The 24,115-nt window shown below is 46.8% G+C and carries 25 protein-coding genes; 17 read left to right on the top strand and 8 right to left on the bottom strand.

Annotated features, from left to right (window positions below):
* Positions 1–12: 12 nt before the first annotated feature.
* The 6 genes from rny to selD all read left to right on the top strand — a co-directional run bounded on the left by rny (position 13) and on the right by selD (position 5,775).
* Positions 13–1,566: a ribonuclease Y gene (rny, locus tag Cabys_RS12370; protein WP_006930871.1), complete on the top strand. Its 1,554-nt coding sequence runs from the start codon at positions 13–15 to the stop codon at positions 1,564–1,566.
* Between the two features lie 78 nt (positions 1,567–1,644).
* A complete protein-coding gene (gene folD / locus Cabys_RS12365; RefSeq protein ID WP_006930869.1) occupies positions 1,645–2,538 on the top strand; it encodes a bifunctional methylenetetrahydrofolate dehydrogenase/methenyltetrahydrofolate cyclohydrolase FolD in 894 nt (297 codons plus the stop codon).
* Positions 2,538–3,311: a hypothetical protein gene (locus Cabys_RS12360; RefSeq protein ID WP_006930867.1), complete on the top strand. Its 774-nt coding sequence runs from the start codon at positions 2,538–2,540 to the stop codon at positions 3,309–3,311. The genes folD and Cabys_RS12360 overlap by 1 nt, the downstream gene beginning before the upstream one ends.
* Before the next feature lie 25 nt (positions 3,312–3,336).
* On the top strand, positions 3,337–3,660 hold the full coding sequence (locus Cabys_RS12355; RefSeq protein ID WP_006930866.1) for a hypothetical protein: 324 nt from the start codon (positions 3,337–3,339) through the stop codon (positions 3,658–3,660).
* Between the two features lie 154 nt (positions 3,661–3,814).
* Positions 3,815–4,714 carry a DUF58 domain-containing protein gene (locus Cabys_RS12350; RefSeq protein WP_006930865.1) on the top strand — a complete coding sequence of 300 codons (900 nt, stop codon included), beginning with the start codon at positions 3,815–3,817 and terminating at the stop codon, positions 4,712–4,714.
* A 2-nt stretch (positions 4,715–4,716) separates the two neighbouring features.
* On the top strand, positions 4,717–5,775 hold the full coding sequence (selD, locus tag Cabys_RS12345; protein ID WP_006930864.1) for a selenide, water dikinase SelD: 1,059 nt from the start codon (positions 4,717–4,719) through the stop codon (positions 5,773–5,775).
* Here the strand turns inward: selD and Cabys_RS12340 are convergent.
* The 3 genes from Cabys_RS12340 to Cabys_RS12330 all read right to left on the bottom strand — a co-directional run bounded on the left by Cabys_RS12340 (position 5,756) and on the right by Cabys_RS12330 (position 9,115).
* A complete protein-coding gene (locus tag Cabys_RS12340) occupies positions 5,756–6,124 on the bottom strand; it encodes a PqqD family protein (protein WP_006930863.1) in 369 nt (122 codons plus the stop codon). The two genes, selD and Cabys_RS12340, sit on opposite strands and share 20 nt — an antisense overlap.
* 189 nt (positions 6,125–6,313) lie before the next feature.
* A complete protein-coding gene (locus Cabys_RS12335; RefSeq protein ID WP_006930862.1) occupies positions 6,314–8,311 on the bottom strand; it encodes an OPT family oligopeptide transporter in 1,998 nt (665 codons plus the stop codon).
* Positions 8,312–8,614: 303 nt separating this feature from the next.
* On the bottom strand, positions 8,615–9,115 hold the full coding sequence (locus Cabys_RS12330) for a hypothetical protein (RefSeq protein WP_006929890.1): 501 nt from the start codon (positions 9,113–9,115) through the stop codon (positions 8,615–8,617).
* 467 nt (positions 9,116–9,582) lie between these two features.
* Here Cabys_RS12330 and Cabys_RS12325 point away from each other — a divergent pair, with 467 nt between their 5' ends.
* The 11 genes from Cabys_RS12325 to citF all read left to right on the top strand — a co-directional run bounded on the left by Cabys_RS12325 (position 9,583) and on the right by citF (position 20,422).
* On the top strand, positions 9,583–9,993 hold the full coding sequence (locus Cabys_RS12325) for a MerR family transcriptional regulator (RefSeq protein WP_006930861.1): 411 nt from the start codon (positions 9,583–9,585) through the stop codon (positions 9,991–9,993).
* Between the two features lie 89 nt (positions 9,994–10,082).
* Positions 10,083–10,289, top strand: coding sequence for a dodecin (locus Cabys_RS12320; RefSeq protein WP_006930860.1), 207 nt, complete (start codon positions 10,083–10,085; stop codon positions 10,287–10,289).
* 36 nt (positions 10,290–10,325) lie between these two features.
* Complete coding sequence (locus tag Cabys_RS12315; RefSeq protein ID WP_006930859.1) at positions 10,326–10,574, top strand: YfhL family 4Fe-4S dicluster ferredoxin; 249 nt, start codon at positions 10,326–10,328, stop codon at positions 10,572–10,574.
* Between the two features lie 201 nt (positions 10,575–10,775).
* The gene (locus tag Cabys_RS12310) at positions 10,776–11,165 is read left to right on the top strand and encodes a DUF423 domain-containing protein (RefSeq protein ID WP_006930858.1); all 390 of its coding nucleotides are present in this window, start codon (positions 10,776–10,778) and stop codon (positions 11,163–11,165) included.
* A 263-nt stretch (positions 11,166–11,428) separates the two neighbouring features.
* Positions 11,429–12,445, top strand: coding sequence for a porin (locus Cabys_RS12305; RefSeq protein ID WP_006930857.1), 1,017 nt, complete (start codon positions 11,429–11,431; stop codon positions 12,443–12,445).
* A 727-nt stretch (positions 12,446–13,172) separates the two neighbouring features.
* A complete protein-coding gene (locus Cabys_RS12300; protein WP_006930856.1) occupies positions 13,173–13,940 on the top strand; it encodes a TrmB family transcriptional regulator in 768 nt (255 codons plus the stop codon).
* Between the two features lie 28 nt (positions 13,941–13,968).
* Complete coding sequence (locus Cabys_RS12295; RefSeq protein WP_006930855.1) at positions 13,969–15,156, top strand: isocitrate/isopropylmalate dehydrogenase family protein; 1,188 nt, start codon at positions 13,969–13,971, stop codon at positions 15,154–15,156.
* Between the two features lie 66 nt (positions 15,157–15,222).
* Positions 15,223–15,789 (top strand): HD domain-containing protein, encoded by a 567-nt coding sequence (locus Cabys_RS12290; protein ID WP_081475131.1) that lies wholly within the window; start codon positions 15,223–15,225, stop codon positions 15,787–15,789.
* A 15-nt stretch (positions 15,790–15,804) separates the two neighbouring features.
* On the top strand, positions 15,805–17,628 hold the full coding sequence (locus tag Cabys_RS12285; protein ID WP_006930853.1) for an aconitase/3-isopropylmalate dehydratase large subunit family protein: 1,824 nt from the start codon (positions 15,805–15,807) through the stop codon (positions 17,626–17,628).
* Between the two features lie 21 nt (positions 17,629–17,649).
* Positions 17,650–18,867 carry an aldolase/citrate lyase family protein gene (locus tag Cabys_RS12280; protein ID WP_006930852.1) on the top strand — a complete coding sequence of 406 codons (1,218 nt, stop codon included), beginning with the start codon at positions 17,650–17,652 and terminating at the stop codon, positions 18,865–18,867.
* Positions 18,860–20,422 (top strand): citrate lyase subunit alpha, encoded by a 1,563-nt coding sequence (gene citF, locus Cabys_RS12275; protein WP_006930851.1) that lies wholly within the window; start codon positions 18,860–18,862, stop codon positions 20,420–20,422. Before Cabys_RS12280 ends, citF begins: the two co-directional genes overlap by 8 nt.
* A gap of 286 nt (positions 20,423–20,708) precedes the next feature.
* Here citF and Cabys_RS12270 read toward each other — a convergent pair whose 3' ends face one another.
* The 5 genes from Cabys_RS12270 to Cabys_RS12250 form a co-directional block, all read right to left on the bottom strand.
* A complete protein-coding gene (locus tag Cabys_RS12270) occupies positions 20,709–21,437 on the bottom strand; it encodes an energy-coupling factor ABC transporter ATP-binding protein (RefSeq protein WP_006930850.1) in 729 nt (242 codons plus the stop codon).
* Positions 21,434–22,195, bottom strand: a complete 762-nt coding sequence (gene cbiQ / locus Cabys_RS12265) for a cobalt ECF transporter T component CbiQ (RefSeq protein WP_006930849.1) — start codon at positions 22,193–22,195, stop codon at positions 21,434–21,436. Before cbiQ ends, Cabys_RS12270 begins: the two co-directional genes overlap by 4 nt.
* A 1-nt stretch (position 22,196) precedes the next feature.
* Entirely contained in the window at positions 22,197–22,793 is a 597-nt protein-coding gene (gene cbiM / locus Cabys_RS12260; RefSeq protein WP_006930848.1) for a cobalt transporter CbiM, read from the bottom strand.
* 6 nt (positions 22,794–22,799) lie between these two features.
* Entirely contained in the window at positions 22,800–23,231 is a 432-nt protein-coding gene (locus tag Cabys_RS12255; protein WP_006930847.1) for a hypothetical protein, read from the bottom strand.
* A gap of 80 nt (positions 23,232–23,311) precedes the next feature.
* On the bottom strand, positions 23,312–24,097 hold the full coding sequence (locus tag Cabys_RS12250; protein ID WP_006930846.1) for a DUF4198 domain-containing protein: 786 nt from the start codon (positions 24,095–24,097) through the stop codon (positions 23,312–23,314).
* Between the last annotated feature and the right edge of the window lie 18 nt (positions 24,098–24,115).

Raw genomic sequence — 24,115 nt, 5'->3', positions numbered from 1 at the left:
GAAGGAGGCTAAATGTTGACGGTTGTCTTAATATTACTGATTGCGATTATTGCCTTCGGCCTCGGCTGGTTTGTTAATTCATGGCTCGGACAAAACAGCCTGCAAAAAGCGGAAAAGCAGGCCCGAGAAATCCTTGATGCGGCCAAAGAAGAAGCTGAAGATGAGAAAAAAGAGAAACTTTTAGAAGCCGAAGAAGAAATTTTTCAACTTAAACAGCAATTAGAAGAAGAATTTGAAGCCAAGAAAAAAACGCTACAAAACTTAGAAAATGAACTCGCCAATCGTGAAAATAATCTGGATCGCAAAGCGGACCTCATTTATAAAAAAGACCGCGATCTTTTTTTACGCGAGCGTGAGCTGAAAAATCGGGAAAATCAGCTCAATTTAAAGCAGGAAAAACTCAATCAGCTTCTGGACGAGCAAAATAAAAAACTGGAATCTATCGCCGGTTTAACGCGCGAAGAAGCCAAACAACTTTTGCTCGACAACCTGCTGGAATCGGCTAAAAAAGAAGCTTCCACTGCGGTCTATCAAATTCTGGAAGAAGCGCAAAAAGAGGCGCAGAGCAAGGCAAAAGATATTATCATATCGGCCATGCAGCAGTCCGCTTCGGATCACGCCATCGAATCCACCGTGGCCGTTGTAACCCTGCCCAACGATGAGATGAAGGGGCGGATCATCGGGCGCGAAGGCCGGAATATCCGCGCCTTTGAAATTGTAACCGGCATCGACGTGATTGTGGACGATACGCCCGAGGCCGTTATCTTAAGCGGATATGATCCGTACCGTCGTGAACTGGCGCGCCTGACCATGGAAAAACTGGTCAACGACGGACGAATTCATCCCGGGCGCATTGAAGAAACCTATGAAAAAACCGTTCAGGAAATGGATGAATTTTTGCGTGAGCTGGGCGAACAGGCGCTTATTGATGTAGGGTTGCACGGCCTGCACCAGGATTTAACCTACATGCTGGGTAAGTTACGATATCGCACCAGCTTTGGGCAAAACGTGCTGCAGCATAGTAAAGAGGTGGCCATCATTTCCGGAATTATGGCCGCTGAACTGGGGCTGGACGAACAACTGGCGCGCAGGGCCGGCTTGCTGCACGATATCGGCCGGGCTGTGGATCGCCGGAATGTGGAAGGCAGCCATACAGAGTTAGGCTACGAACTGGCTAAAAAATACGGCGAAAATCCCATTGTGCTAAACGCCATTTTGGGGCATCATGGAGAGGTAGAGCCCATTTCGCCTATCACCATTCTGGTGCAAATTGCCAATGATATCAGCCGTTCGCGGCCGGGCGCGCGTCGGGAAGTCATCGAAAACTTTGTTACACGCATGGAATCGTTTGAAGAAATCGCCATGTCCTTTGAAGGCGTTAAAGCGGCCTATGCCATCCAGGCCGGTAAAGAGGTGCGCGTGATTATCGACCATGAAAAGGTTGACGATGTGGCCAGTTTTAACCTGGCCAGTGAAATCGCTAAAAAAATTCAAAATGAAACGGATTATCCCGGCCAGGTAAAGGTGGTGGTAATCCGGGAATTCCGGGCCTTTGATTTTGCTTAACCGCCCTGAACTCGGTGGCCGGCTTTGATTTATTGAAAATAATCTATGAACATTAAATAATATCCGGAGAACCTGAAGGTGCAGAAAGATAAACTGTTAAAAGGAAAACCCGTCGCCGACCATATTTACGGTCAGGTGAGCGAACGGTTAAAAATCTTAAAAGAAAAAGGAATTTTGCCCCGATTAACGGTGATTCTGGTAGGCGATGATCCGGCGTCTAAAGTTTATGTTTCGCGTAAAGAAAAGACCTGCCAAAAGCTGGGCATGGATTCCGAAACGCTCCATTTGCCGGCTGCCACGTCTCAAGCGGAACTGCTGCAGCTCATTGAAAAATTGAATGCGGATCGTTCGACGCACGGCATTCTGGTACAGCTGCCTTTGCCGTCGCATATCGATGAGCACAGAGTCCTGTTGAAAATAGATCCCGATAAAGACGTGGATTGTTTTCATCCGCGCAATGTGGGCCTGCTGGTAAGCGGCAAACCCTACGTGCTGCCCTGTACGCCGGCCGGTATTGTGGAAATGTTAAAATATTACCAGATTCAAACCGAAGGCAAACACGCGGTGATAATCGGCCGCAGCAATATCGTGGGTAAACCCATGGCCAATCTTTTGATGCAAAAAGCATCGGCTGCAAACGCCACGGTAACGGTTGTTCACAGCCGCACGAAAAACTTGCCCGAATTCACGCGCCAGGCCGATATTCTGGTGGCGGCCATGGGACGGCCCGAATTTGTTAAAGCCGACATGGTTAAAGAGGGCGCAGTGGTTATCGACGTGGGCATTAATCGAAAAGATGCCGATAACGAAAAAGGGTACGTGCTGGTGGGCGACGTGGCCTTTGATGAAGTGCTGCCAAAGGCGGCGGGCATTACGCCCGTGCCAGGCGGCGTGGGGCCTATGACCATTGCCATGCTTATGCACAATACCCTGACCGTGGCCGCCCGTCAGAATCAAATCGCCATCGATTAATGTTAACTTTTGCCAAATTGGGTCTGGCCAGCGCCGTGGCCAGACCACAAAATTATTCCTGGCAAACGACCATTGAATATGCGCGCCGGGCAAAGTTCAGGCAAATCCAGCTATTTTTAAATCCGCTGCAGCTTACAGATCAATCTTTAGCCCTGCTGCAGAAATCTGCCGCCGAGTTTACCCTGCATTTGCACCTGCCGACAGATTTTCCTCAGAATGATTTGCCCACCTTTTTAAATACTTTTGGGCAATCGCTGGAGCGCGAAGTGTATTTAATTCAACATCAGCCCTACCGGGAAAATGTGCTTCAACTTTCGCTCAACTCCGACAAAATTCGTATTGGCATCGAAAACGATTTTCCGAAACAAACTCCCCCGGAATTTTTGGCCCTTATTTTACGCTTGCAAAATGAAGATGAACGAATTTTGCCGGTTCTTGACATCCCCCGCTTTTTTCATCAGGCTGCGGCCAGCCAAACTTTTGAACAGACCGCTCGCCAGGTTGGGCAGTTAATCTTCCGCTTATTGGCAATGGAGCGTCCTTTCATCATCCACGCCTTAGATCATCCCGCAGGAAAAACCACACGCCAACACTGGCAACCCCTTTTGCAGGGCGACCTTCCATGGCGTTTATTGATTAAAATGTTCATTAAAAGACCAGAATTACTAAAGTGTTTGATGTTTGAGTACGAAAATTGGAATATGGTTAAACAATCGATCGGCAATCTGGTGCGAGAAAATTTTCTGAAACCGATTGGGCAGGAATTACGTTAATAGAAAAAAAAAGAGATAAAAGGTTATGTTAGATTTATTAACCGTACTCTTAATTGCCTTTGTGATTCTGTTATTGATTCAAATCTTCGCATTGGTACGCATTAAACAGATGATTGTCCGATTGCGAACCATGCTCAAAATAATTTCGCCCATTTTACAACGCCATCACGATATTCAGAATGCGCGTAGAGTCAATATGCGCATCTGTCAGTTTTGCAAGTACCGCCAGGCCTTCATTAAAACGACTTCTGAAGCGGATGACGAATTTTATTACCGTTGTAAAATTAAAAGCCGTGAGGTCGAGTTAACCGACAGTTGTAATTTTTTTGAACTGGAAAGCGAATTGTGATTCGTTGCTTTGTATTTTAATATTCCTTATTTTCCTTCCTTAGCGTTTACTTTAAAAAACACGCGTTGTCGTTTTAATTCCGCGCGGGCGGGATGTTGACAAAAAATTAAAGCAGCGTTTTCAAACATTCAGGTAATGAATAAAGCGGGATTTAATGAAAACACAAAATACCTTAAAGTTATTAGACCCCAGGTTTCTTTCTAAAATCGGTAATCTGCAATTGATCGCCCGCGCGGTGGTGGAAGGCTTTATTACCGGCTTGCACAAAAGTCCCTTTCACGGTTTTAGCGTTGAATTTTCGCAGCACAGGCCCTACATGGCCGGCGACAGCTTGCGCTTTGTGGATTGGAAGGTTTACGGCAGAACCGATCGTTTTTACATCAAACAATTTGAAGAAGAAACCAATTTACGCTCCTATTTGCTGGTGGATGTTTCCCGATCCATGAGTTACGGCAGTAATGACGTTAGCAAATGGCAGTACGCCTCCTATCTGGCGGCGTCTCTGGCTTACCTGCTTTTGCGGCAGCGCGATGCAACCGGGCTGGCCCTGTTTGACGAACGCATCAAACTGCACATGCCGCCCCGCTCGATGGGGTCGTATCTGAGACAGATATTAAACGCGCTGGAAACAGCAAAAGCGGGCAATGATACGCAGATAGCCAGAACCTTACATCAAATAGCCGACCGCTTCCGCCGTAGAGGATTGATTATTCTGATTTCGGATTTGATGGACGATCCGGCTCAGGTAATCAGGGGATTGAAACACTTTCGCCACGACCAGCACGAGGTGATTGTATTTCATGTTCTGGATCGGCAGGAGGTCGAATTTAATTTTCACGGAAATGTGTTGTTTAAAGACCTGGAAAGCGGCGAAAAAATCAAGACCCAACCCTATTTAATCAAAGAACAATATCGGGAGCGCATGCGCGCCTTTTTAAAGATGTATCAATTGGAAACCAGTAAAAATAACATCGAATATCAATTGATCTTTACCGACGAACCATTAAATATAGCCTTAACCAAGTTTTTAAGTAAAAGAAAGAGGATGATCTAAAATTGGATGATATCAGATTAACGCAATTAGTCTCTTGTTCCGGCTGAGCCAGTAAAGTTCATCCAGAGGTTCTGGATAAGATTATTGGAGCTTTAAAGTTTAAAAGCCATCCCGCTCTGTTGGTGGGGCATAGCTCGGCTGACGACGCCAGCGTGTACCGTTTAAACGCGGACCTGGCCATAATCAATACGCTCGATTTTTTTACGCCGATTGTGGACGATCCGTATATTTACGGGCAGATCGCCGCGGCCAACGCTTTGAGCGATGTGTTTGCCATGGGCGGCGAACCGTTTGTCGCGCTGAACATTCTGGCCTTTCATCAGGGTAAGGTTAAACCTCCTGTGGTCAGTAAAATTTTGCAGGGCGGCATCGATAAAGCGCAGGAAGTGGGCGTGGTCATTGCCGGCGGCCATTCCATTCAGGATCAGGAAATCAAGTATGGCCTGGCGGTAACAGGGAAAGTGCATCCCGATAAAATCTGGCAAAACCACACCGTGCAAAACGGCGATGTGCTGGTGTTGACCAAACCCATTGGCACCGGCGTGGTGTCCACGGCCATCAAACAGGGCAAGCTGCCGCAGCATTTTGAAGATGAAATTGTGCAAAGCATGCGGTTGATTAACGCCCTGCCTGTTCAGATTGCCCGCGAGCTGGAGCTGGATGTCCATGCCTGTACGGACGTGACCGGCTTTGGGCTGGCCGGGCACCTGCTGGAGATGATGGGAGATGGTATATTTTCGGCCATGATCCGTTTGCGCAGCATTCCAAAATTCGAAAGTTTTGTCCAATATCATGAAGATTATTCATTATGGCCGGGCGGCCTGCACGGCAACCGTCTTTTTGTTCAGGATCAGTTAGTGGCGCGCGCTGATTTAGGCGAGCCGTCGTACTGCGTTCTGTTTGACCCGCAAACAAACGGGGGATTGTTAATGGCGCTGCCGGAAGAGGATGCGCGCCGTTTGAACGCCAGAGCTCTTAAACGCGGATATCCCTTTGAAATAACCGTGATCGGCAAAATTGTGGACAGAGCGGAGAAAAAGATTATTCTGGATGAGTCGTAGAATCTTCTTCCACAACCTTTTGTAAAAGATCAATAAATTTCTCCCGGTATAGTTGTTTGATGAAAAGAACAAAACGCTTATCCAGGTCTTCTTCTTCCGGGAATTTTTTTTGTAAAATATGGAGAATTTCTTCCACGCTGTGCGCGCCATCGCAGTATTGCCACACCTGGCTGCCAAGGGCGTCTAATTTAATCTTAAAAAAACTTTCGCCCGTGAAGGGCTTTGTTAGTTTTTGCGCCCATTTTGAAATGTATTTAGGCCGCAAGATGATTACTCTTTGCGATTCTTCTTCTATTTTCCATTCAAATTGCCGGACGGGTATCAGTTGAAAAAATACGTTATCTTCCATGGTTCCTTTTCCTGATTAGTTCTAATCGCGCTGCCGCTTCATTTTTATTGACAATTTTAACGATGCAAAGTAAAAAAGCCGGAGCTGTCCCAAAAGTTGACTTTTACACAAATTTTTGGACAGCTCCAGCCCAAACACGCCTGTTAGCGTAGTTCACTGCTGTTCAATTTTCCCGCTAAAAGTTTTCATCTATTTTTTTATGGCCTTCAGCGGAACATTTACCAGCAAATAGATCAAACCGGCGAACACCAGCAGACCTAAAATCACGCTTGGATTTTGAACGCCCAGCGCCTGAACGGCAAAGTATTTAAGGGAGCTAACCGTTTCGCCGTTAACCAGGCGCTCCACGCCAGAGAGTCGTTCGCCAAGCACCACAAAGGCCAGAATCACCGCCATTAAGGCCTCGCCGGCAATCAGACCGGAAGAGATCAGCACGCCCTTGTTTTCGGCTTTTACGCGGTCTGCGTCGCTGGCGTTGCGTTTTTTCAAAACCGTGTCCAGCATCCAGCGAATAACGCCGCCCACAAAAATGGCTGCGGTTGAATGAAACGGTAAATACATACCCACGGCAATCAACATGGGAGATGGCGACTTAATCATGATTAAACCAATGGCGAAAAACATGCCAGCCAGCACCAGCGGCCATGACATCTCGCCGCCCACAATACCTTTTGCCATCAGAGCCATCAATCCCGCTTGCGGGGCAGGCAATTCGGCGCTGCCAATGTGGTAAACCTGATCCATGGCAATCATGGGGAAGATGAGCACCAGGGCAGCGATAATAACGCCGATGATTTCCGCAATTTCCATCTTCCAGGGCGTGCCGCCGAGGATGTGGCCGACCTTTAAATCCTGCGTCATGTCGCCGGCAATTCCTGCTGAGGTGCAAATAACGCCGGCCACGCCCAGTACGGCCAGTACGCCATGTTGCCCTTTAACCCCGAGCAAAACGAGTAAAACGGCCGCAATGAGCAGCGAGCTTAAGGTCAAACCGCTGATTGGATTGTTCGAGCTGCCGACCAGCCCCACCAGATATCCGGCAACCGCGGCAAACAGAAAGCCTAAGATGATCATGATTACCGTTAATAACAATGCGCTAACAATGGAAGCCGAAAAATATTCATAAAGAAAAAACATGGGAATGGAAAGACCGACAATGGCCCATACTACCTTTTTAAAATCCAGATCAATTTCCAGACGCGACACTTCGCCCTTGTGTTCTTTTTTGGCCTGCAAATCCCGAATGGCCTTGGTAATACCGGTGATTAAAGAATCTTTAAGATTGTAAAGAGTATAAAAGGCGGCGACAATCATGGTGCCCACGGCAAAGGGCCTGATTTGTTTCAGCCAGACCTGCTGGGCAACCTCTAACCAGGAATGACCGTTGGCTACGTAATTGGCCAGCGCCGGATTGGCAAAAATGCTCAATGGCACCAGAACAACCCAGCCCATAACAGCGCCGGCAAAGAGCACGGCGGCCACGCGCAAACCGACGATAAAACCGACGCCCGTTAAAGCAGGCGAGGCAGCCGGTGTTTCAAAAAGGAAGCCCCCGCCGTAAGTTACTTTTTCTCCAAACATATCTATTTTAGATTGGCTGAATTGATAAAATTGATGCGTGTAGTCCTTTATCAATTGAATGCCGTTGCTGTTTTTAAACAATTCCCAGATGGCGGCGATGCCCATACTGGCAAACACCGCGCTGGCGCCGGTCTGGCCGCCCTGGCCAGCTTTTACGATTTCTGCGGCGGCAACGCTTTCGGGAAAGGGTAGATCGGCTTCTTCTACCATGCTGCGGCGCAGAATGGTCACAAAAAGAACGCCAAGCATCCCGCCAATCAGCATAATCAATGTACTTTCGAAGTAGTGCAGGCGATCCCACACGCCGCTGATGACAAAAGCCGGAATGGTGAAAATGGCGCCGGCCACCAGCGCTTCGCCCACCGAGGCGGTTGTTCGGGCGATATTCTCTTCAAGAATATTGCCTTTCCACACGCGTAAAGCAGCCATGGCCACCACGGCCGCCGGAAAAGTGGCGGCAACCGTTAAGCCGGCCTTCATGCCCAGGTAGGCATTGGCCGCTCCAAGCACGATGGCCATCAACACGCCAAGAAAAACCGCCTTAAACGTCAACTCGCTTAAAACAGAATCAGCCGGAACGTACGGCTTAAACTTTTGCTTTTCCATAAGAACTCCACATTGGTTGAACCCTTAAAATGCAAAATGAAGTTTCAAAATAAATCTTTATAAAACATGAGTCAAGCGATAATGCAAGTCTGACTATTATAAAGTAGATTAAGCGTGCCTGCGACGAGTAGAAAACTCCCTTTAAAACGGTAGGCGTACCGTGCTCCCGGTCAAAATAGTCTGAAACTTGAGGGGCGAAGTAAATATAAGTAATTTAAAAATGTAAAATTGTAAGTCGCTTAAGCTAAAAAAGCCCGACATACGTCGGGCTTTTTCGGTTGTTTTATTTGGGGGGTAGAAGGACTATTTGATGCCTCGTTTAGCGTTGCCTTTGGGGCCGGTGCCGTCACATTCGCCTGTTCCAAGGCCCGTTCCCTGTGCGGCGCCCTGCATTTTACCTTTGCCCAACTGACGACCGGTGCCATCCTGAGGACGAACATAATCCGGATCCTGTCCATTGGGGATGCCGTCGCCGTCCGAATCGATGGCGTTGTCGTTGATGCCATCGCCGTCCAGATCAACAAAGCCGGCGTTGCTGTTGCCCTTGCGCATTTTGGCCCCGGTGTAATCCGGATCCATTCCGTTGGGAATGCCGTCGCCGTCTGCATCCGGCGCGTTGTCATTGTAACCGTCGCCGTTGAGATCCACAAAGCCTTTGACCTGTCCCTGAGCGCCGTTCATAACTTTAGATTGGTATTTGAAACCATGACGATATTGGTTTTGCACCTGCAAAGAGTCCTGTGCAAAAACGTTGCTGGCAAAGAAGATTGCCACTAAGCCTAAGATTGCGAGTAAGTTCTTCATTTTGAACCTCCTTGATTTTTGGTTTTACTTTAATTCAACTTCGCTATTAATAATGTCAAAAGCCGTGCCAAAAAAATTAATACAGTTTAAGGCATTGAAATTAAAGGCCTTACAAAAAATGAGTGTTTTGCGCCCCATGCGGCTTCCCGACAGGCTGGTCGTTTTAAAGTACCGCAGGGTCGATTTAAGTCGTTGTAGGTGTTCTATTATGAACCATTTTAATAAATAAGGAATGACCTTACCCGCTGCGAAAAGAAAAATTAGAAACCGATGGTGTCCGATTAGTTCAAAAAAGATAAGAAAAAAAGTTTTTGGAATTTGGCCTTTGCCTGTAACCGGCAGCCGGTAAAATCATCCATTGAATAAGGCAAGTTTTTAAAGTAGGGCGTAAAAAAGGCTTACAAAAAGTTGATTTTTAATCGTTTGCTTGCAATATTTGTTAAGTGTTAAACAAGTAGAGTTTTTAAATGTCTGAAAAAGGCCCATTTTATACCATCGGACAGGTGGCGGAGTATTTTGATTTACCCCAGTCGGTTTTACGTTACTGGGAAACGGTGTTTGACGCCCTGAGCCCCATGAAATCGCCCGGAGGAAGCAGGCGCTACAGTGATCGGGATTTGAAAATAATTTCGGAAATTAAACAGTTGCTATATCAAAGAGGATTTACCATTAAGGGAGCAAATAAACTGTTAAACCAAAAATATCATATTCAGCAAACGTCCGCAGAAAGTAAAAAGGAAACCGTCAAAAAAAAGGCACCCATTTCAAAAGCAACCGTTAAGGATTCAAATAATGAAAAAAATCGGCAAATTTTGAATCAGGTGATCAGGGAGTTAAAAGAAATTGTTAATACTCTTGAAAATGATGTCGTAAGTTAGCTGGTGAATTGGAATTTAAAAAATGGCGGGAAACATTGTTTTAAATAATAACATTTCTTATATTAAGTGCAAATAAAATAGGAGGGAATATGAGCAACGTTTATAAGATGATCGAGATCGTTGGAACTTCAAATGAGAGCTATGAAAAGGCAATCGAGAATGCCATTCAAAAAGCTTCGGAATCATTAAAGGCCATAAGCTGGTTTGAGGTGGTTCAACAGCGCGGCGCCGTGCGTGACGGAAAGGTTGAAGAATATCAGGTAATTTTAAAAATTGGCTTTAAGTTGTTAGATTAAATTCCGCAGTAGCTAACAAAATAAAAAGGAGTGACCATGGCACTTTATATCACAGAAGATTGTATTGCATGTGATGCATGCTTACCGGAATGCCCAAACGAGGCCATTACCGAAGGTGATCCCATTTATGTAATCAATCCCGACCTTTGTACCGAATGCATCGGTTTTTATGACGAGCCACAGTGCGCGGCTGTATGTCCGACTGATGCTTGCCAGCCAGATCCGAATCACCAGGAAACGGAAGAGCAATTATTGGAGAAGAAAAAACGTATTCATGGTGAATAAGGATCAGCTAAATACAGAATCAAAAAGGCGGTTCGTTTCGGACCGCCTTTTTGATTTAACTCCTGGAGACAGTGCGGATTAGAATGAGAAGGACTATGTAAAAAACAATTGTATGAGGATGCGGTGCTGGGAATACTGCGCCAATGTTTTTAGTTCTTCTGTGAAAACTAATTTTAGCAAAGGTACAGCCAGGAGTACAGGATGGGTAAATTTTTTATGCTTGGCTCTATATCTGGAGCAATTGGGGTGATATTAGGCGCTTACGGCGCGCACGGCGGACTCCGCTTGTTAGAGTTGCATCAAACAATGATAACCTTTGAAAAAGCGGCGCGCTACAACATGTACCATGCTCTGGCATTGCTGGCAGTCGCCTGGGCGCTGGAAAAATGGCCGGGACAAAAAAAGATTCTCAACGCGGCCGGCTGGGCGCTGGCTGCCGGCATCGTCTTGTTTTCCGGTTCGTTATACGTCCATGCCCTGACCGGCTTCAGTTTCGGATACATCACCCCAGCGGGCGGCGTGGCTTTTATGGCCGGCTGGGTTTTGATGGCCCTGGCAGCCTGGAAGGCGAAAGACCATAGCGGCCGGTAAAAGAAACCATCGTGGCCGGAGCGCTTGGCGTTATGAAAGAACGTTCAAGTTTCGCATGGTGTGTAATAATTCCTGTTTTGCTACGGTAATATTAGAGTTCTGCAAAATGTAAATTTTAGTGTCATTTCGAGGAGCGGAGCGACGAGAAATCTTTTGTTTTTGTTGAAGTTAGAAGATTTCTCATCCCGATAAATCGGAATTCGAAATGACATGTATGTGCATTTTGCAGAACTCTAACGGTAATATGAATAAGGAGGTTAAAAATGTCCAACAGATTGTTTATTATGCTTATCGCTTCGATGTTTATAAATAGTTTTGCCCTGGCGCAGGGGGGAAGTCAAAATCAAACCTTACCGAAAATTGGCGTTTGGATAATGAGTAACTATGAATATGATACCACAGAAGACATTGAACCGAACTCCAGCTTTGGCGTAAAGCACGCGCGATTACTTTTTAAAGGACAAACAACCGACAAAATGGGCTATCATGCGATGGTTGAGCTGGTCGGACCCGCGGATAAAAAACCGTTGTTGATGCAAGCCTGGGTTTCGTACACCGTTAGTTCCTTTCTTAAATTTCGTATGGGACAGTTCAAGTATCCCTTTGGGTATGAGGCCTATCCCGGCCGGATTTATTGGAAATTTTTAAATCCATCTTACGTAACGGCTGGTATTGTTAAAAAACTGGGAATGACCGGCGGATATTTTCGGGATATTGGCGTTGAGGCTGCCGGAGAGTACGCGCTTGCAGATAATTTTTCCGCCATTTACAAATTTATGGTTTTCAACGGCACAGGCGTTAATGCGCGTGATGTGAATAGTTCGAAAGATTACGCTGCCTTTATCGGAGCGCGTCTGCCCGAAACGCATTTGACCCTTGCCGGTTCTTTTTATCGGGGAAAAAGCCTGAGTGACGGAACGGAGAGCGAGGAATCTGCTTATGGAATTCTCTTAAAATTTTCAGCAAAGAAGATAACGGCACAGGCTGAATATATTACGGCCTTTTACGATGCAGTAAACAGCGATTTTAAAAAAGAACCAGCAGGCTTTTATGTTTCGGGAACGTATCGCTTTACGCAAAACATAGAGGTCGGACTGCGTTATGATCAATATGAAGACGATCAAAATACAGCTAATAGTACGAAGACGCGCTATACGTTTGTGGGCGGCTATTATTTCAACAAACAAAATCGAATCATTCTAAATTATGAAATTCGCAAAGACGATTTAAACCATAATATTGGCGACCTGTTTACCGTGCAGCTTCAGACGGCTCTTTAATTTCAGAACAAAGGATATCATAATCAAAGGCGGCAAAGCCGCAAGCAAAATCAACCGCAACGCGCGCTCTTGCAGATTACGCCATTAATCGCAGAAAATTATATAACATTTAAGACAAAAGCTAAACAAAACCGGCACCCTACTATTCGTAATTCGTAATTTTTAATTTTTAATTCTAGTACAGCATAGCAGCAAACAAAAACATCCGCAGGAATTTAAGCAACCACAGAAAGCACAGAGCAGTGACAAAGGGCGCAGGGAATGTTTAAAATTGGAAATAGTTTCAATTGCCCTCGCCCTCTTGTACCATTACCCCCAGACAAAAGATTAGGAATGACCGTACTTGTAAGGGCGAAGGATTTCCATCCCCACTTTATCCAGAGCGCTTTTTTTATATGACTAAAGATTAATGCTTACCAGAGTTGAATTGTTCTTGGAAATCCTTCGCCCCTACGTAAACGGTGTTAGGAATTCACCACATTTGCAGAAACATTTTTGAAATGACAGACTAACTATTCAACCATTCAACTAATTAACCATTCAACCAATCAACCACTCTACCGGCCTGTCCCATTTTTCTTCTCATATTTTGGTCTTAATGCAATAAATTTTCTCCGTTTATTGAATAGATTTTTTACTGCGTAAGAAAGTGCAAATTAAATTTTTCGCTCTATTGACAGAGTTGCTATTTTTCTTTAATTTCCTATTAACTACAAAGGTGGTTATTATGGATTTGTTGAAGCATCTAAAATTACTGGGCTTTACCGTTTACGAAGCCAAAGCGTACATTGCTTTGCTCAAGCAGGCTAATTCTACCGGCTACGAAATAGCCAGGTTGTCGGGCATCCCCGCATCAAAGATTTATGAAGTTCTTAATAAGCTTCAGGATCGTGAAGTGATTATGGCTCTGGGCAGCGACCCAAAGCGCTACATTCCTTTCCCACCGGATGAAATTTTAAAAAAACTCAAAGCGGACTATTTGCACAGTATAGAGTTTTTGCAGGAAAAACTGGCTGAAATTTACGAAAAAGACGGCTACGATCAGCATTACATCTGGAATATTTCCGGCGATGAAAACATTTTCAGAAAATTGCGCGAACTGATTTCCAGCGCGGAATCGGAAATATATATTTCCATCTGGGCAGAAGAGTTGGCTGTGCTGCATGAGTCTCTTGAAGAAAAAGAACGCGAGGGCGTAAAAATATTTTTGGTGCTGTTTGGCAATTCGACCTATCGATTAAAACGCACCTTTCACCACGGTCGGGAGCACGAGATTCGTCAGGAACGGAGAGCCCGCCGTCTGGCCGTTGTGGTGGATAGCGCGAGCATGATGATCATTAATTTTAAAGACGAAGGCCTGACTACCGCCGCTTACACACTGAATCGCGGAATGGTTCTACTGACTAAAGATTACATCATCCATGATATCTACACCATAAAGATGCAGGAAAAATTTGGCGACGAAGCCTTTACCATATTTGAAAAACTAACTTGATCAATTAGGAAAAACGGAAGGAGATGCGATGAGCAAACGCACTATTGTAACCATGCCGGGCGATGGAATTGGCAAAACGGTTTTGCCGGAAGCCATACGCGTACTGGAAGCCGCCGGTTTTGAGGCTGATTATGTTCATGCCGATATTGGCTGGGAATTCTGGTGTAAAGAAGGCAATCCTTTGCCGCAGCGCACCATTGACCTGCTTGAAAAACATAAACTGGCCCTTTTTGGAGCCATAACCTCCAAACCAAAAGCGGAAGCCGCCAAAGAGCTGGCGCCCGAACTGCAGGATAAAGGTTATGTGTATTACAGTCCGATCGTGGGGCTGCGTCAGCATTTTGATCTGGATATTTGTATGCGTCCCTGCAAAACTTTTAAAGGCAATCCCCTCAATTTCATTCGTCGCGGGCCGGGCGACACCATTGAAGAACCGGAAGTGGATGTGGTTATCTTTCGTCAGAATACCGAAGGGTTGTATGTTGGCGTTGAATGGACTAATCCGCCGGATGAGGTGTACAATGCGCTGATGACGCATCCCAAAATGAAAAAATTTGCCTGGTCGCCCAAAGAGGAGCTGGCCATCAGCACGCGTATTTTCACCAAAAAATATACCGAACGGATTGTGCGCGCCGCTTTTGAATATGCAGATAAATTCGGATACAAATCGGTTACGGTTTGTGAAAAACCCAATGTGATTCGCGAAACTTCCGGAATGATGCTGGCCATTGGCAAAGAAGTGGCCGCCGAATATCCGCACATTCAGCTGTGGAACACCAACATCGACGCGCAGATGATGTGGCTGACCAAGAATCCGGAAGATTACGGCGTCATCGTGGCCGGCAATATGTTCGGCGATATCGTATCAGACGGTTTTGCCGGATTGGTGGGCGGCCTGGGATTTGCCTGCAGCGCCAACATTGGCAAAGAGGTCGCCATTTTTGAGCCTACGCACGGCTCGGCGCCCAAATACGAAACATTCGATCCGCCGATTGTCAATCCTATTGCCATGATTTTAACGGCCTGCATGATGCTGGATCATATCGGCGAAAATGACAAAGCCAATAAAATTCGCCAGGCCGTGGCCGATGTGATTGCCGAAGGAAAGGTGCGTACGTACGACATGCTAAAAATGCGCGGCAGTCAGGATGTCATTGAGAAAGGCGCCGCCACCACCTATCAGATGACCGACGCCATCATTGAAAAATTAAAATAATTTGAACGGAGAGGCCCCGCCTCTCCGTTTTTACATAAAAACATGTTTGAATAAAAAGACGGGGGAATGATGAAAGCTTATTTCGAAAAAGTTTTTAAACCGGTGTTAGATAAAATTAAAGACGAAGAATTGAAAGAAAAGACCATCGCCTGCTGGGTAATGGCCGCCGAAGAAGGGGGCTGGAAGGAAGAACAGATCGAGCAAATTCCTTTTACCTTGTTAACCGACACCAAAGGCTTGAATTTAATTGAGCACACGATTGCGGTTACCATGGGCGCCGCCGGGCTGGCGCAGGCCATGATGGAACACTACCGCACCATGCCGCTGGAAATAAACATGGATTGGCTGTATGCCGGCGGCTTGCTGCACGATGTGGGAAAACTTCTGGAGTTTGAGTATGTTGATGGCGAGTACCGCAAAAGTCACTTTGGCAAATGCGCCCGTCATCCCATTTCCGGAGCCATTGTCGCCGCCAAAGTAGGCCTGAACAATGAAATCATTAATATGATTGCCAACCACGCCAAAGAAGGCGATGGACGTCCGCAGCGAATCGAAACGGTTTTAATTCATCAGGCAGATTTTGCCACGTTTAACCCGCTGGTTATGCTGCAAAAGGGCTTGTTGATTGAATAAACCAATGGAGGCTTTATGACCATTATCGAGAAAATATTAGCGCGGCATGCCGGCAAAAAAACGGTGAAACCCGGCGATATTGTTGATGTGGAAATTGACGTTCGGATCGCGCGCGATTTTGGCGGTCCGAATGTCGTTAAAAATCTTGTGGAAAACGGATTGGAAATCGACGATCCGTCCAAAACCTTTTTTACCTTCGATACCAACCCTACCGGTTCCGATCAAAAGTATGCCGCCAATCAGCATTTTTGTCGGCAGTTTGCCCGTGAAAAAGGCATTAAAGTATTTGATATCAATGTTGGAATCGGTACGCACACGGCCATTGAAGAAGGCCTGGCCATTCCCGGCGCCACGCTGGTTTCCACCGATTCCCATGCCAACATTGTGGGCGCGGTGTGCGCTTTTGGTCAGGGAATGGGCGATCAGGATATTGCCGCCGTTTGGGCGACCGGTAAAGCCTGGTTTAAAGTGCCGCCCAGCGCAAAGCTAATTTTAAAAGGCGAACGGCCTAAGGGCATTACCGCCAAAGATATAGTGCTTAATCTGCTGCATCACTTTGGCGCCAACGGATTGTTGGGCCTGGCCGTAGAAGTGCAGGGCGAAGAAGTGGAAAGATTGACCCTGGATGAGCGCATTACCATTGCATCCATGGCCACGGAAATGGGCGCCATTATTTTGCTGTTTGAGCCCAATGACGAGGTGATGGCCTATTGTGAAAAACGTTCCGGTAAAAAAATCGAAAAGATTACGGCCGATCCGGACGCGCAATATGACCAGGTTTTTGAGCTTGATCTGTCAACTTTTGTGCCCATGGTTTCACGTCCCGGCCATCCCGATGACTCGGTGGATATCACCAAAATCGGCAAAGTGAAAATTGATTCGGCTTTTATTGGCAGTTGTACAAACGGCCGGATAGAGGATTTAAGAATCGCGGCCTCCATTCTTAAAGGCAGAAAGGTAGCGCCCGGCGTGGTGCTTAAAATCGTACCATCCACCGACGAAGTATGGCAGCAAATGATGGAAGAAAGCCTGCTGAAAATTTTTAAAGAGGCGGGCGCCCTGGTGGGCAATGCAGGTTGCGCCGGCTGCGCGGCCGGACAAATCGGGCAGAACGGTCCCGGAGAAATTACCATCAGTACTGGTAACCGAAATTTTGCCGGCAAACAGGGGAAAGGCGAAGTGTATCTTGCTTCTCCAGCCGTGGTTACGGCTTCGGCCATTTCCGGTTACATAACCACGCCGGATCAATTGCCTGAGCGACCGGTCACTTTTGATGAGTTGCAGGCAACGGTTTTTTCATATCAGGCCAAAGGCAAACCGCAAATCCAGAAAAGAGAAGCGCCAACTGTTGTGGAAGGCAAGGTCTGGATTATCGAAAAAGACAACATCGATACGGACATGATCTTTCACAACCGCTATCTGACCATTACGCAAATCGAAGAGATGGGCCAGTACACCTTTGATAATCTGCAGGGCTGGGAAGATTTTGCTCAAAAAGCCGAAAAGGGCGATATTATCTTCACCGGTAAAAATTTTGGCGCCGGCAGCTCGCGACAGCAGGCAGTGGATTGTTTTAAAGCCCTGGGCGTTCAGGCCATTCTGGCGGAATCGTTCGGCGCTATTTATGAGCGTAACGCCATTAATGCCGCCATGCCTGTTTTGACTTATGATCCGCAGATCATTAAACAACTGGATTTAAAACAGCGCGATAAGGTGCGCATCAATTTTGAAACCGGAGAAATCGAAAATTTGAGCAATGGTAAAAAGGCGCACATTAATCCATTCTCAGACGTGCAAATGGCCATTTATAAACGCGGTGGTTTGCTGAACAAAGCTTAACGAACAGCGAAGGAGTTAGAAATGGATCAAGCCGTTTTTGAAGCAGGAAATAAAGGCGAAAAGGTGCGTTCGGATTGTTGGGTGGCATTGGTTCCCCAATCTTCCGGCGGCCTACAAATTGAACTAACCAGCAAGGTTGAAAAATTGTACGGCGATTCCATCCGGGCGCTGGTGCGCGAGATGATGGAGTTTTTCGCCATTAAAAACGCACGCATTATGATTGAGGATTCCGGCGCGGTGCCTTTTGTTTTGATGGCGCGCATTGAAGCGGCCGTCAGAAAAGCGGGCCTGGATAACGGGAAGCGTTATTTGCCGGATTATGTGGAAGAGGTTGGCCAACCGGTGCGGGATCGATTTCGCCGCTCTCGTTTATACCTGCCGGGCGATCAACCCAAGTTGATGCTCAATGCCGCCATCCATCAACCGGATGGTCTAATTTTAGACCTGGAAGATTCCGTGGCCCCTTCCAGAAAAGACGATGCGCGCATTCTGGTGCGCAACGCTCTGCGCGCGCTGGAGTTTAAAGGATGCGAGCGAATGGTGCGCATTAACCAGCTTCCGCTGGGGCTAAAAGATCTGGAAGAGGTGCTGCCCCATAAGGTGGATGTGCTGCTGCTGCCTAAAATCGAAAGACCCGAACAAATACAGCAAATCGAAGACAAGGTGGATGAAGTTTTGAGCGGGCTTGAAGAAAAACGGGAAGTGTTTTTTATGCCCATTATCGAAAGCGCCCTGGGCGTGATGAATGCTTATCCCATTGCCGCAGCTTCTAAAAGAAATGTGGCCCTGGCCATCGGCCTGGAAGACTACACGGCGGATATCGGCGCGCAAAGAACCAACGAGGGCAGAGAGAGCTTTTTTGCCCGTTCGGTCATTGTTAACGCCGCCCGCGCCGCCGGCATCCAGCCCATCGATACGGTGTTTTCCGATGTTCAGGATATGGAAGGTTTAAAAGCCAGCGTGCTGGAAGCCAAAAGCCTGGGCTTTGACGGCAAAGGATGTATTCATCCCCGTCAAATTCAGCCCATTCACGAAGCCTTTGCGCCCACAGAAGAAGAAATCGAAAATGCAAAGCGCATTGTTCTGGCCTTTGAAGAAGCAGAGAAAAAAGGTTTGGGAGTGGTTTCCCTCGGCAGTAAGATGATTGATCCGCCTGTGGTTAAACGAGCGGTGCGAACCATCGAGCTGGCCGTAAAAAGTAATCTTCTGGACGAAAATTGGAGGGAAAGCCATGAGTAACGATAAATTGGTCAAAAATGCCATTGGACGGCTGGTGCCGGAAATTATCAATGGCGAACAACATGTGCCCTTTAAAGGCGTAAATAAACATCGTCCCACCGGCAGAAAGGCGGCTCCGCCCATTGCCACCTGCATCGACTACCCGCCGGATGGCGACAAACGTGTGGCCAGCATTAAAGAGGCGTTGAAAAAGGCCGGCTTAAAAGACGGAATGACCATTTCTACCCATCACCATTTAAGAAACGGCGACTTTGTGGCTAATATGGTGTTTGACGCCGCCGCCGAACTGGGCGTCAAAAATTTACGATGGTTTCCCAGCGCCTCGTTTCCCATTCACGCCAACCAGATCAAACATTTAGAAAGCGGCGTAATCCATCACATCGAAGGCAGCATGAACGGCCCGCTGGGCGATTATTGTTCGTATGGTAAAATGAAGGGCACGGCCATTTTGCGTTCCCACGGCGGACGCTGGCAGGCCATTCAGGATGGCGAGGTGCACATCGACATCGCCGTAATTGCGGCGCCGACGGCCGATCCCTTTGGCAACGCCAACGCGGTGCGGGGAAAGGCCGCCTGTGGGCTGCTTGGCTTTGCCGAAGCAGACGCCATGTACGCCGATAAAGTGATCATCGTAACGGACAATCTGGAACCCTTTCCGGTTATTCCATGGCAAATCCACGGCAATTACGTAGATTACGTGGTGGAAGTGGAATCCATTGGCGATCCTTCCAAGATTGTTTCCGGAACAACGGTGCTCACCAAAAGTCCCGACCGTCTAAAAATTGCGGAAATGGCCGCGCAGTTTATTCTGGAAACGGGCATCATGAAGGACGGCTTTTCCTTTCAAGCCGGTGCAGGGGGCACCTCGCTGGCTTTTGCTGTTTTTGTGAGAGATTTGATGAAAAAACACGGCATTAAAGCGCGCTTTGTGCGCGGCGGTTCCAACAAATATCTGGTCGAAATGTTAGAAGAGGGCTTAACCGATTACATCCTGGACGGACAGACCTTTGACCTGGAAGGCGTGCGCTCCATGCGCGAAAATCCCAACCACCAGAACACCAACCCTTTTACCAGTTATAATTTTCACGGCAAGGGCAATTTTGCTTCTATGGTGGATGTGGTGGTGCTGGGAGCGACGGAGGTGGACGTCAACTTTAACGCCAATGTGGTAACGCACAGCGACGGTCGCTTGCTGCACGGCATCGGCGGATGGCAGAACTGTCTGTTCAGCAAAACCGTCATCCTGCCCATCCCGCTGTTCCGCGATCGCATCCCGGTTATTGTGGATAGCGTAACAACGGTTACGGGCCCCGGCGAACTGATTGACGTGATTGTGACTGAAAGGGGAATCGCCATTAATCCACGCCGAAAGGATTTGCTCGATAAACTTTCCGGCTCTCGCCTGCCTATTAAAAGCATTGAAGAATTGAAAGCCGAGGCCGAAAAGGTTTGCGGCGGGGCGCCGCAGAAGCCGAAATTAGGCGATAAAGTAGTGGCGGCCATTAAATGGGTGGATGGCACGGTAATTGACGTGGTGAGGCAGGTGCTGGATTAAGCTTCAGGCGCATGGATATTTGAAGTTTTTTACATTGCGCTGTCTCGAACAGTCTTTAAAAAAGTAAAATCGTACTCCCCGCTGTTATTTCATTCGAAGGTGGAATGGCAGTGGGGATATTTTAATATTACGGGAAATTGTAGAACGGACATCAAACTCTGTAGCAATGGCCCGCAAATTAAAGGAGAAGCCAAACATACTATGGAAAAATAAAGCGTAAAGTCACCGTTTTGTGGTCGGGATAAATTTAGTAAAGCGCGTTCTATAGTAACGGGCGATGTTCGGGTTAGCCGGAATTTTTTAACGAATGGGGAACCTCCAGGCCGCATGTTTCCATCAACTCTGAATTGCTCATGATCTCTGCCGCGTGCCCGTCTCTGATTAATTTTCCGGAGTCGATGAGAATCACGCGCTGACAGGTCTCCAGGATAAATTCCATGTCGTGAGAAGCGATTAAATTCGTTTTTTTATTCGATGTAACCAGCTTAATGATGTTCCTTCTGGAACGCATATCCATACTGGCCGTTGGCTCGTCATAGATCATTATCTCCGGCTCCATGGAAAGGACGCTGGCAATAGCCACCATTCTTTTTTCTCCCCCCGAAAGGTGGTGCGAAGGTCGATCCGCCAGTTGTTTGCAGTTGCAAATATCCAGCGCTCTTTCAACCCTTTTATTGATCTCTTCCCGGGGTAAGGCCATATTGATCGGGCCAAAAGCAACGTCATCCCAAACGGTAGGCGAAAAGAGTTGATCGTCGGGATTTTGAAAAACATAGCCCACTGCCGGGTTAAATGCCCTGTAAACCACTTCTTTCCCCTTGATTCGGATGCTCCCTTTTGTCGGCTTCAGGATGCCGCACAAAAGCAGAAACAGCGTGGTTTTGCCCGCGCCGTTGGGCCCGATAATTCCGACGCTTTCTCCTTCATTTACTGTAAACGATATATCTTTTAGCACATCTTTTTTGTCTTCGTACGAGTAGCAAAGCGATTGTACCTGAATAACTTCTTTTTTCATGGCATTCTCTTTTGAATGATGACGATTAGCAAAACAATTATCAGAGTCGCCAGCGATTTAATATAATCAGAAGGCCGGGCGGAAAAACGGCTGTCCTGCGGAACGTTCCCCGAATATCCCCGCAAAATCATGGCTGTGCAAATTCGATCCGCCTGTTCCAGGCTTCTTAAAAGGAGACTACCGATAATGGCCGAATTGGTTTTAAGACTGTGAAAAAGACGGTTGGCGCCATACCCACGAAGGCGCAACGCCATTTTCATTTTCCTTAATTCTTCGAGATAAACGTAAATGTACCGATAAGTGAAAAAAATAAGTCCGGTCAGCTTTGCTGGAATTTTTAAGGCCTGCAGCGCCTTCATGGTTTGCAGAAACGGCGCGGTCTCCAGTAGCACGAAAAAAACCAGAATGCTCGCTATTGATCGTATAAAGATCACGAAACCGAGTGTTACGCCTTCCTGATAAACTTTGAGTATTTTAAAAGAAAACAAAATTTTTCCGCCGGAGGTAACGCTTAGCAAAATTGCCGTGAAGAGTAGTAAAAGAATAATGTATTTCAATCGCTTCATCAGATAGCGCAACGGTAAACGGGAGGAGTAAATAATCAGCAAAGAAATGATCAGGGTAAACGGTAGTAAAACGATCTTATGGATGAAAGAAAATCCGGCGATCAGCCCCGTAAGCGTAACAATTTTAAAACGCGTGTCCCACTGATGAACGGGTGAATCCAAATAAGCAAATTTGTCCAGTTCAATATGCATATTACTCCAGCAGTCGGGGTTTGACCTGTAAAAGAAATTTTACCACCAACAAACAGATGGTCGCTTCAATTAACATGACAGGAATATTGGAAACCACGGCTATTTTTGCCACCGTTACAAATTCTTTTTCTGAAAACACCAGAAAAAGCGCCAGGAGTAAGGAAGAGATAAAAATGGCAATCCCGCCGCTTAAAAAGGCCAGGAACAACACAAAAGTTTTTGCCGTGTTCAATTTTCTTAATCTGAAAAGCGCATGAGCAATCAGGGCGGGTACGCCCATAATAACCGCGTTTACCCCAAGAGTCGTAATCCCTCCATGGCCAAAAATGAATGCCTGGAGCAGCAGGCCGATTAATATGGAAGGAAACGCCGCCATTCCCAGCAAAATGCCGACCAGCCCGTTGAGAACCAGATGTACGCTGGTCGGCCCGATCTTAATATGAATAAGCGAGGCGATGAAAAAGGCCGATGTAACAACCGAAATTTTTGGAATATCCTCTGTGGACATTTTTTTCAAAGAATAGGCTGTAATCAGAGCGGTGATGGCATATCCGCCCATACAAACCGTTCCGTTCAAAACCCCGTCGGATATATGCATGGCGGATTAGTTCCTCCTGGACTTCCAGTAAAATAGCAGCCCCGTAACAGCCATTAACACGCCAAACGCCCCGATGTAATTATTCCTGTCTGACTCGTGATGGGAATGGCTTTCTATGGTTGCGCCCCGGTTAATGGTAATCTTTTTATTAATTCCATGCCCCGTGCCGTCGTCCACTTTTATTGCCCAGACGCCTTCTTGATCTGGAACAAAGGCAAAACAGCCATTTCTATCGGTGCGACCGTTCTGGTATTCCACTTCGTCGTTGTCGGGCGCGAATATCTTAATTTTGGCGTAGCTGATTGGTTCGCCGCTTTTGTACTCAAGCTTAACGATAACCGCGCTATCTCTTACCACATGGTACGTAACGCCATGCGCAAAACCGACGCTTTGCCAGCAGCATGTTAGGGCAAACAATAAAATTAGGTTGATTCTCATGCGCTTTCCTTTGTTTGTTCTACACTCGACCGTTAATCATGCCGAATAATTTAGTTTAAATCCTCTTTTATTGAAACTTTTTATTCAACCCAGAGAGTGAGCGTGGTGGAATAATACAGCTTGTCCACATCAGGTTCTGGATTTTTGATTAATTTTTCCGCCATGAAAATCAGCCATCCCGAGTCGCTCATTTTTAATACGGCTTTGCCATTTTCGTCTGTTTTGTAGGTTGTTAAAAATTTCTCTGTTTCGTGGGGATGTCCGATTTCGCTGCTGCCGGTCATGGAATTAACGCCAATGATCATATTGGCCGCAGGTTTGCCCTTAAAATAGAGGGTAACCGGCAGTTCATCGCCCTTCTTTAAAACTTGCGGCATTTTGTCAGGAACGATTTCTATGGCGTGTCCCACCCTCAGATTCGGCGCGGCGCCCTGGCCGTTCCAGCGATAACTCTTACTGAAACGGAAGGTGTGTTTGGCTTCGATGACCTTTCTTCCGGCTTTTAGCGCCTCTTTTTTGGTGCCGATAAAATAACCTTCCGTGGTTTTAACACCGTAATGCTCGGCGCTGATTCCGAGAATGTACAGGCCTTTTTGATCAGAAGGAAGCACAGAAAAACCGAACGCTCCCATATTCGTTGCCGCCTGTATTGGAATCCTCTTCCCTGAAGGATCAATCACGATGACTTCTGAATATCTTTTCAGACCGGAGAATTTTTCGCCCATTGGAAGATGGTGGCCGGAACTGATGAACGCCACCATGTAGTGGTCAAAAGGAGCCAGATAGGCAATTTGATGATGAGCGTAAGTGATTTTAGACGTCCCAAGAGTGAAAAATAAAAAGGCGTAGAACAGAATCTTTTTCATGATTTCTTCCTTTCTGTT

Source organism: Caldithrix abyssi DSM 13497 (genome assembly GCF_001886815.1).
Taxonomy (GTDB): Bacteria; Calditrichota; Calditrichia; order Calditrichales; family Calditrichaceae; genus Caldithrix; species Caldithrix abyssi.
This window is presented reverse-complemented; position numbering and strand designations above follow the sequence as displayed.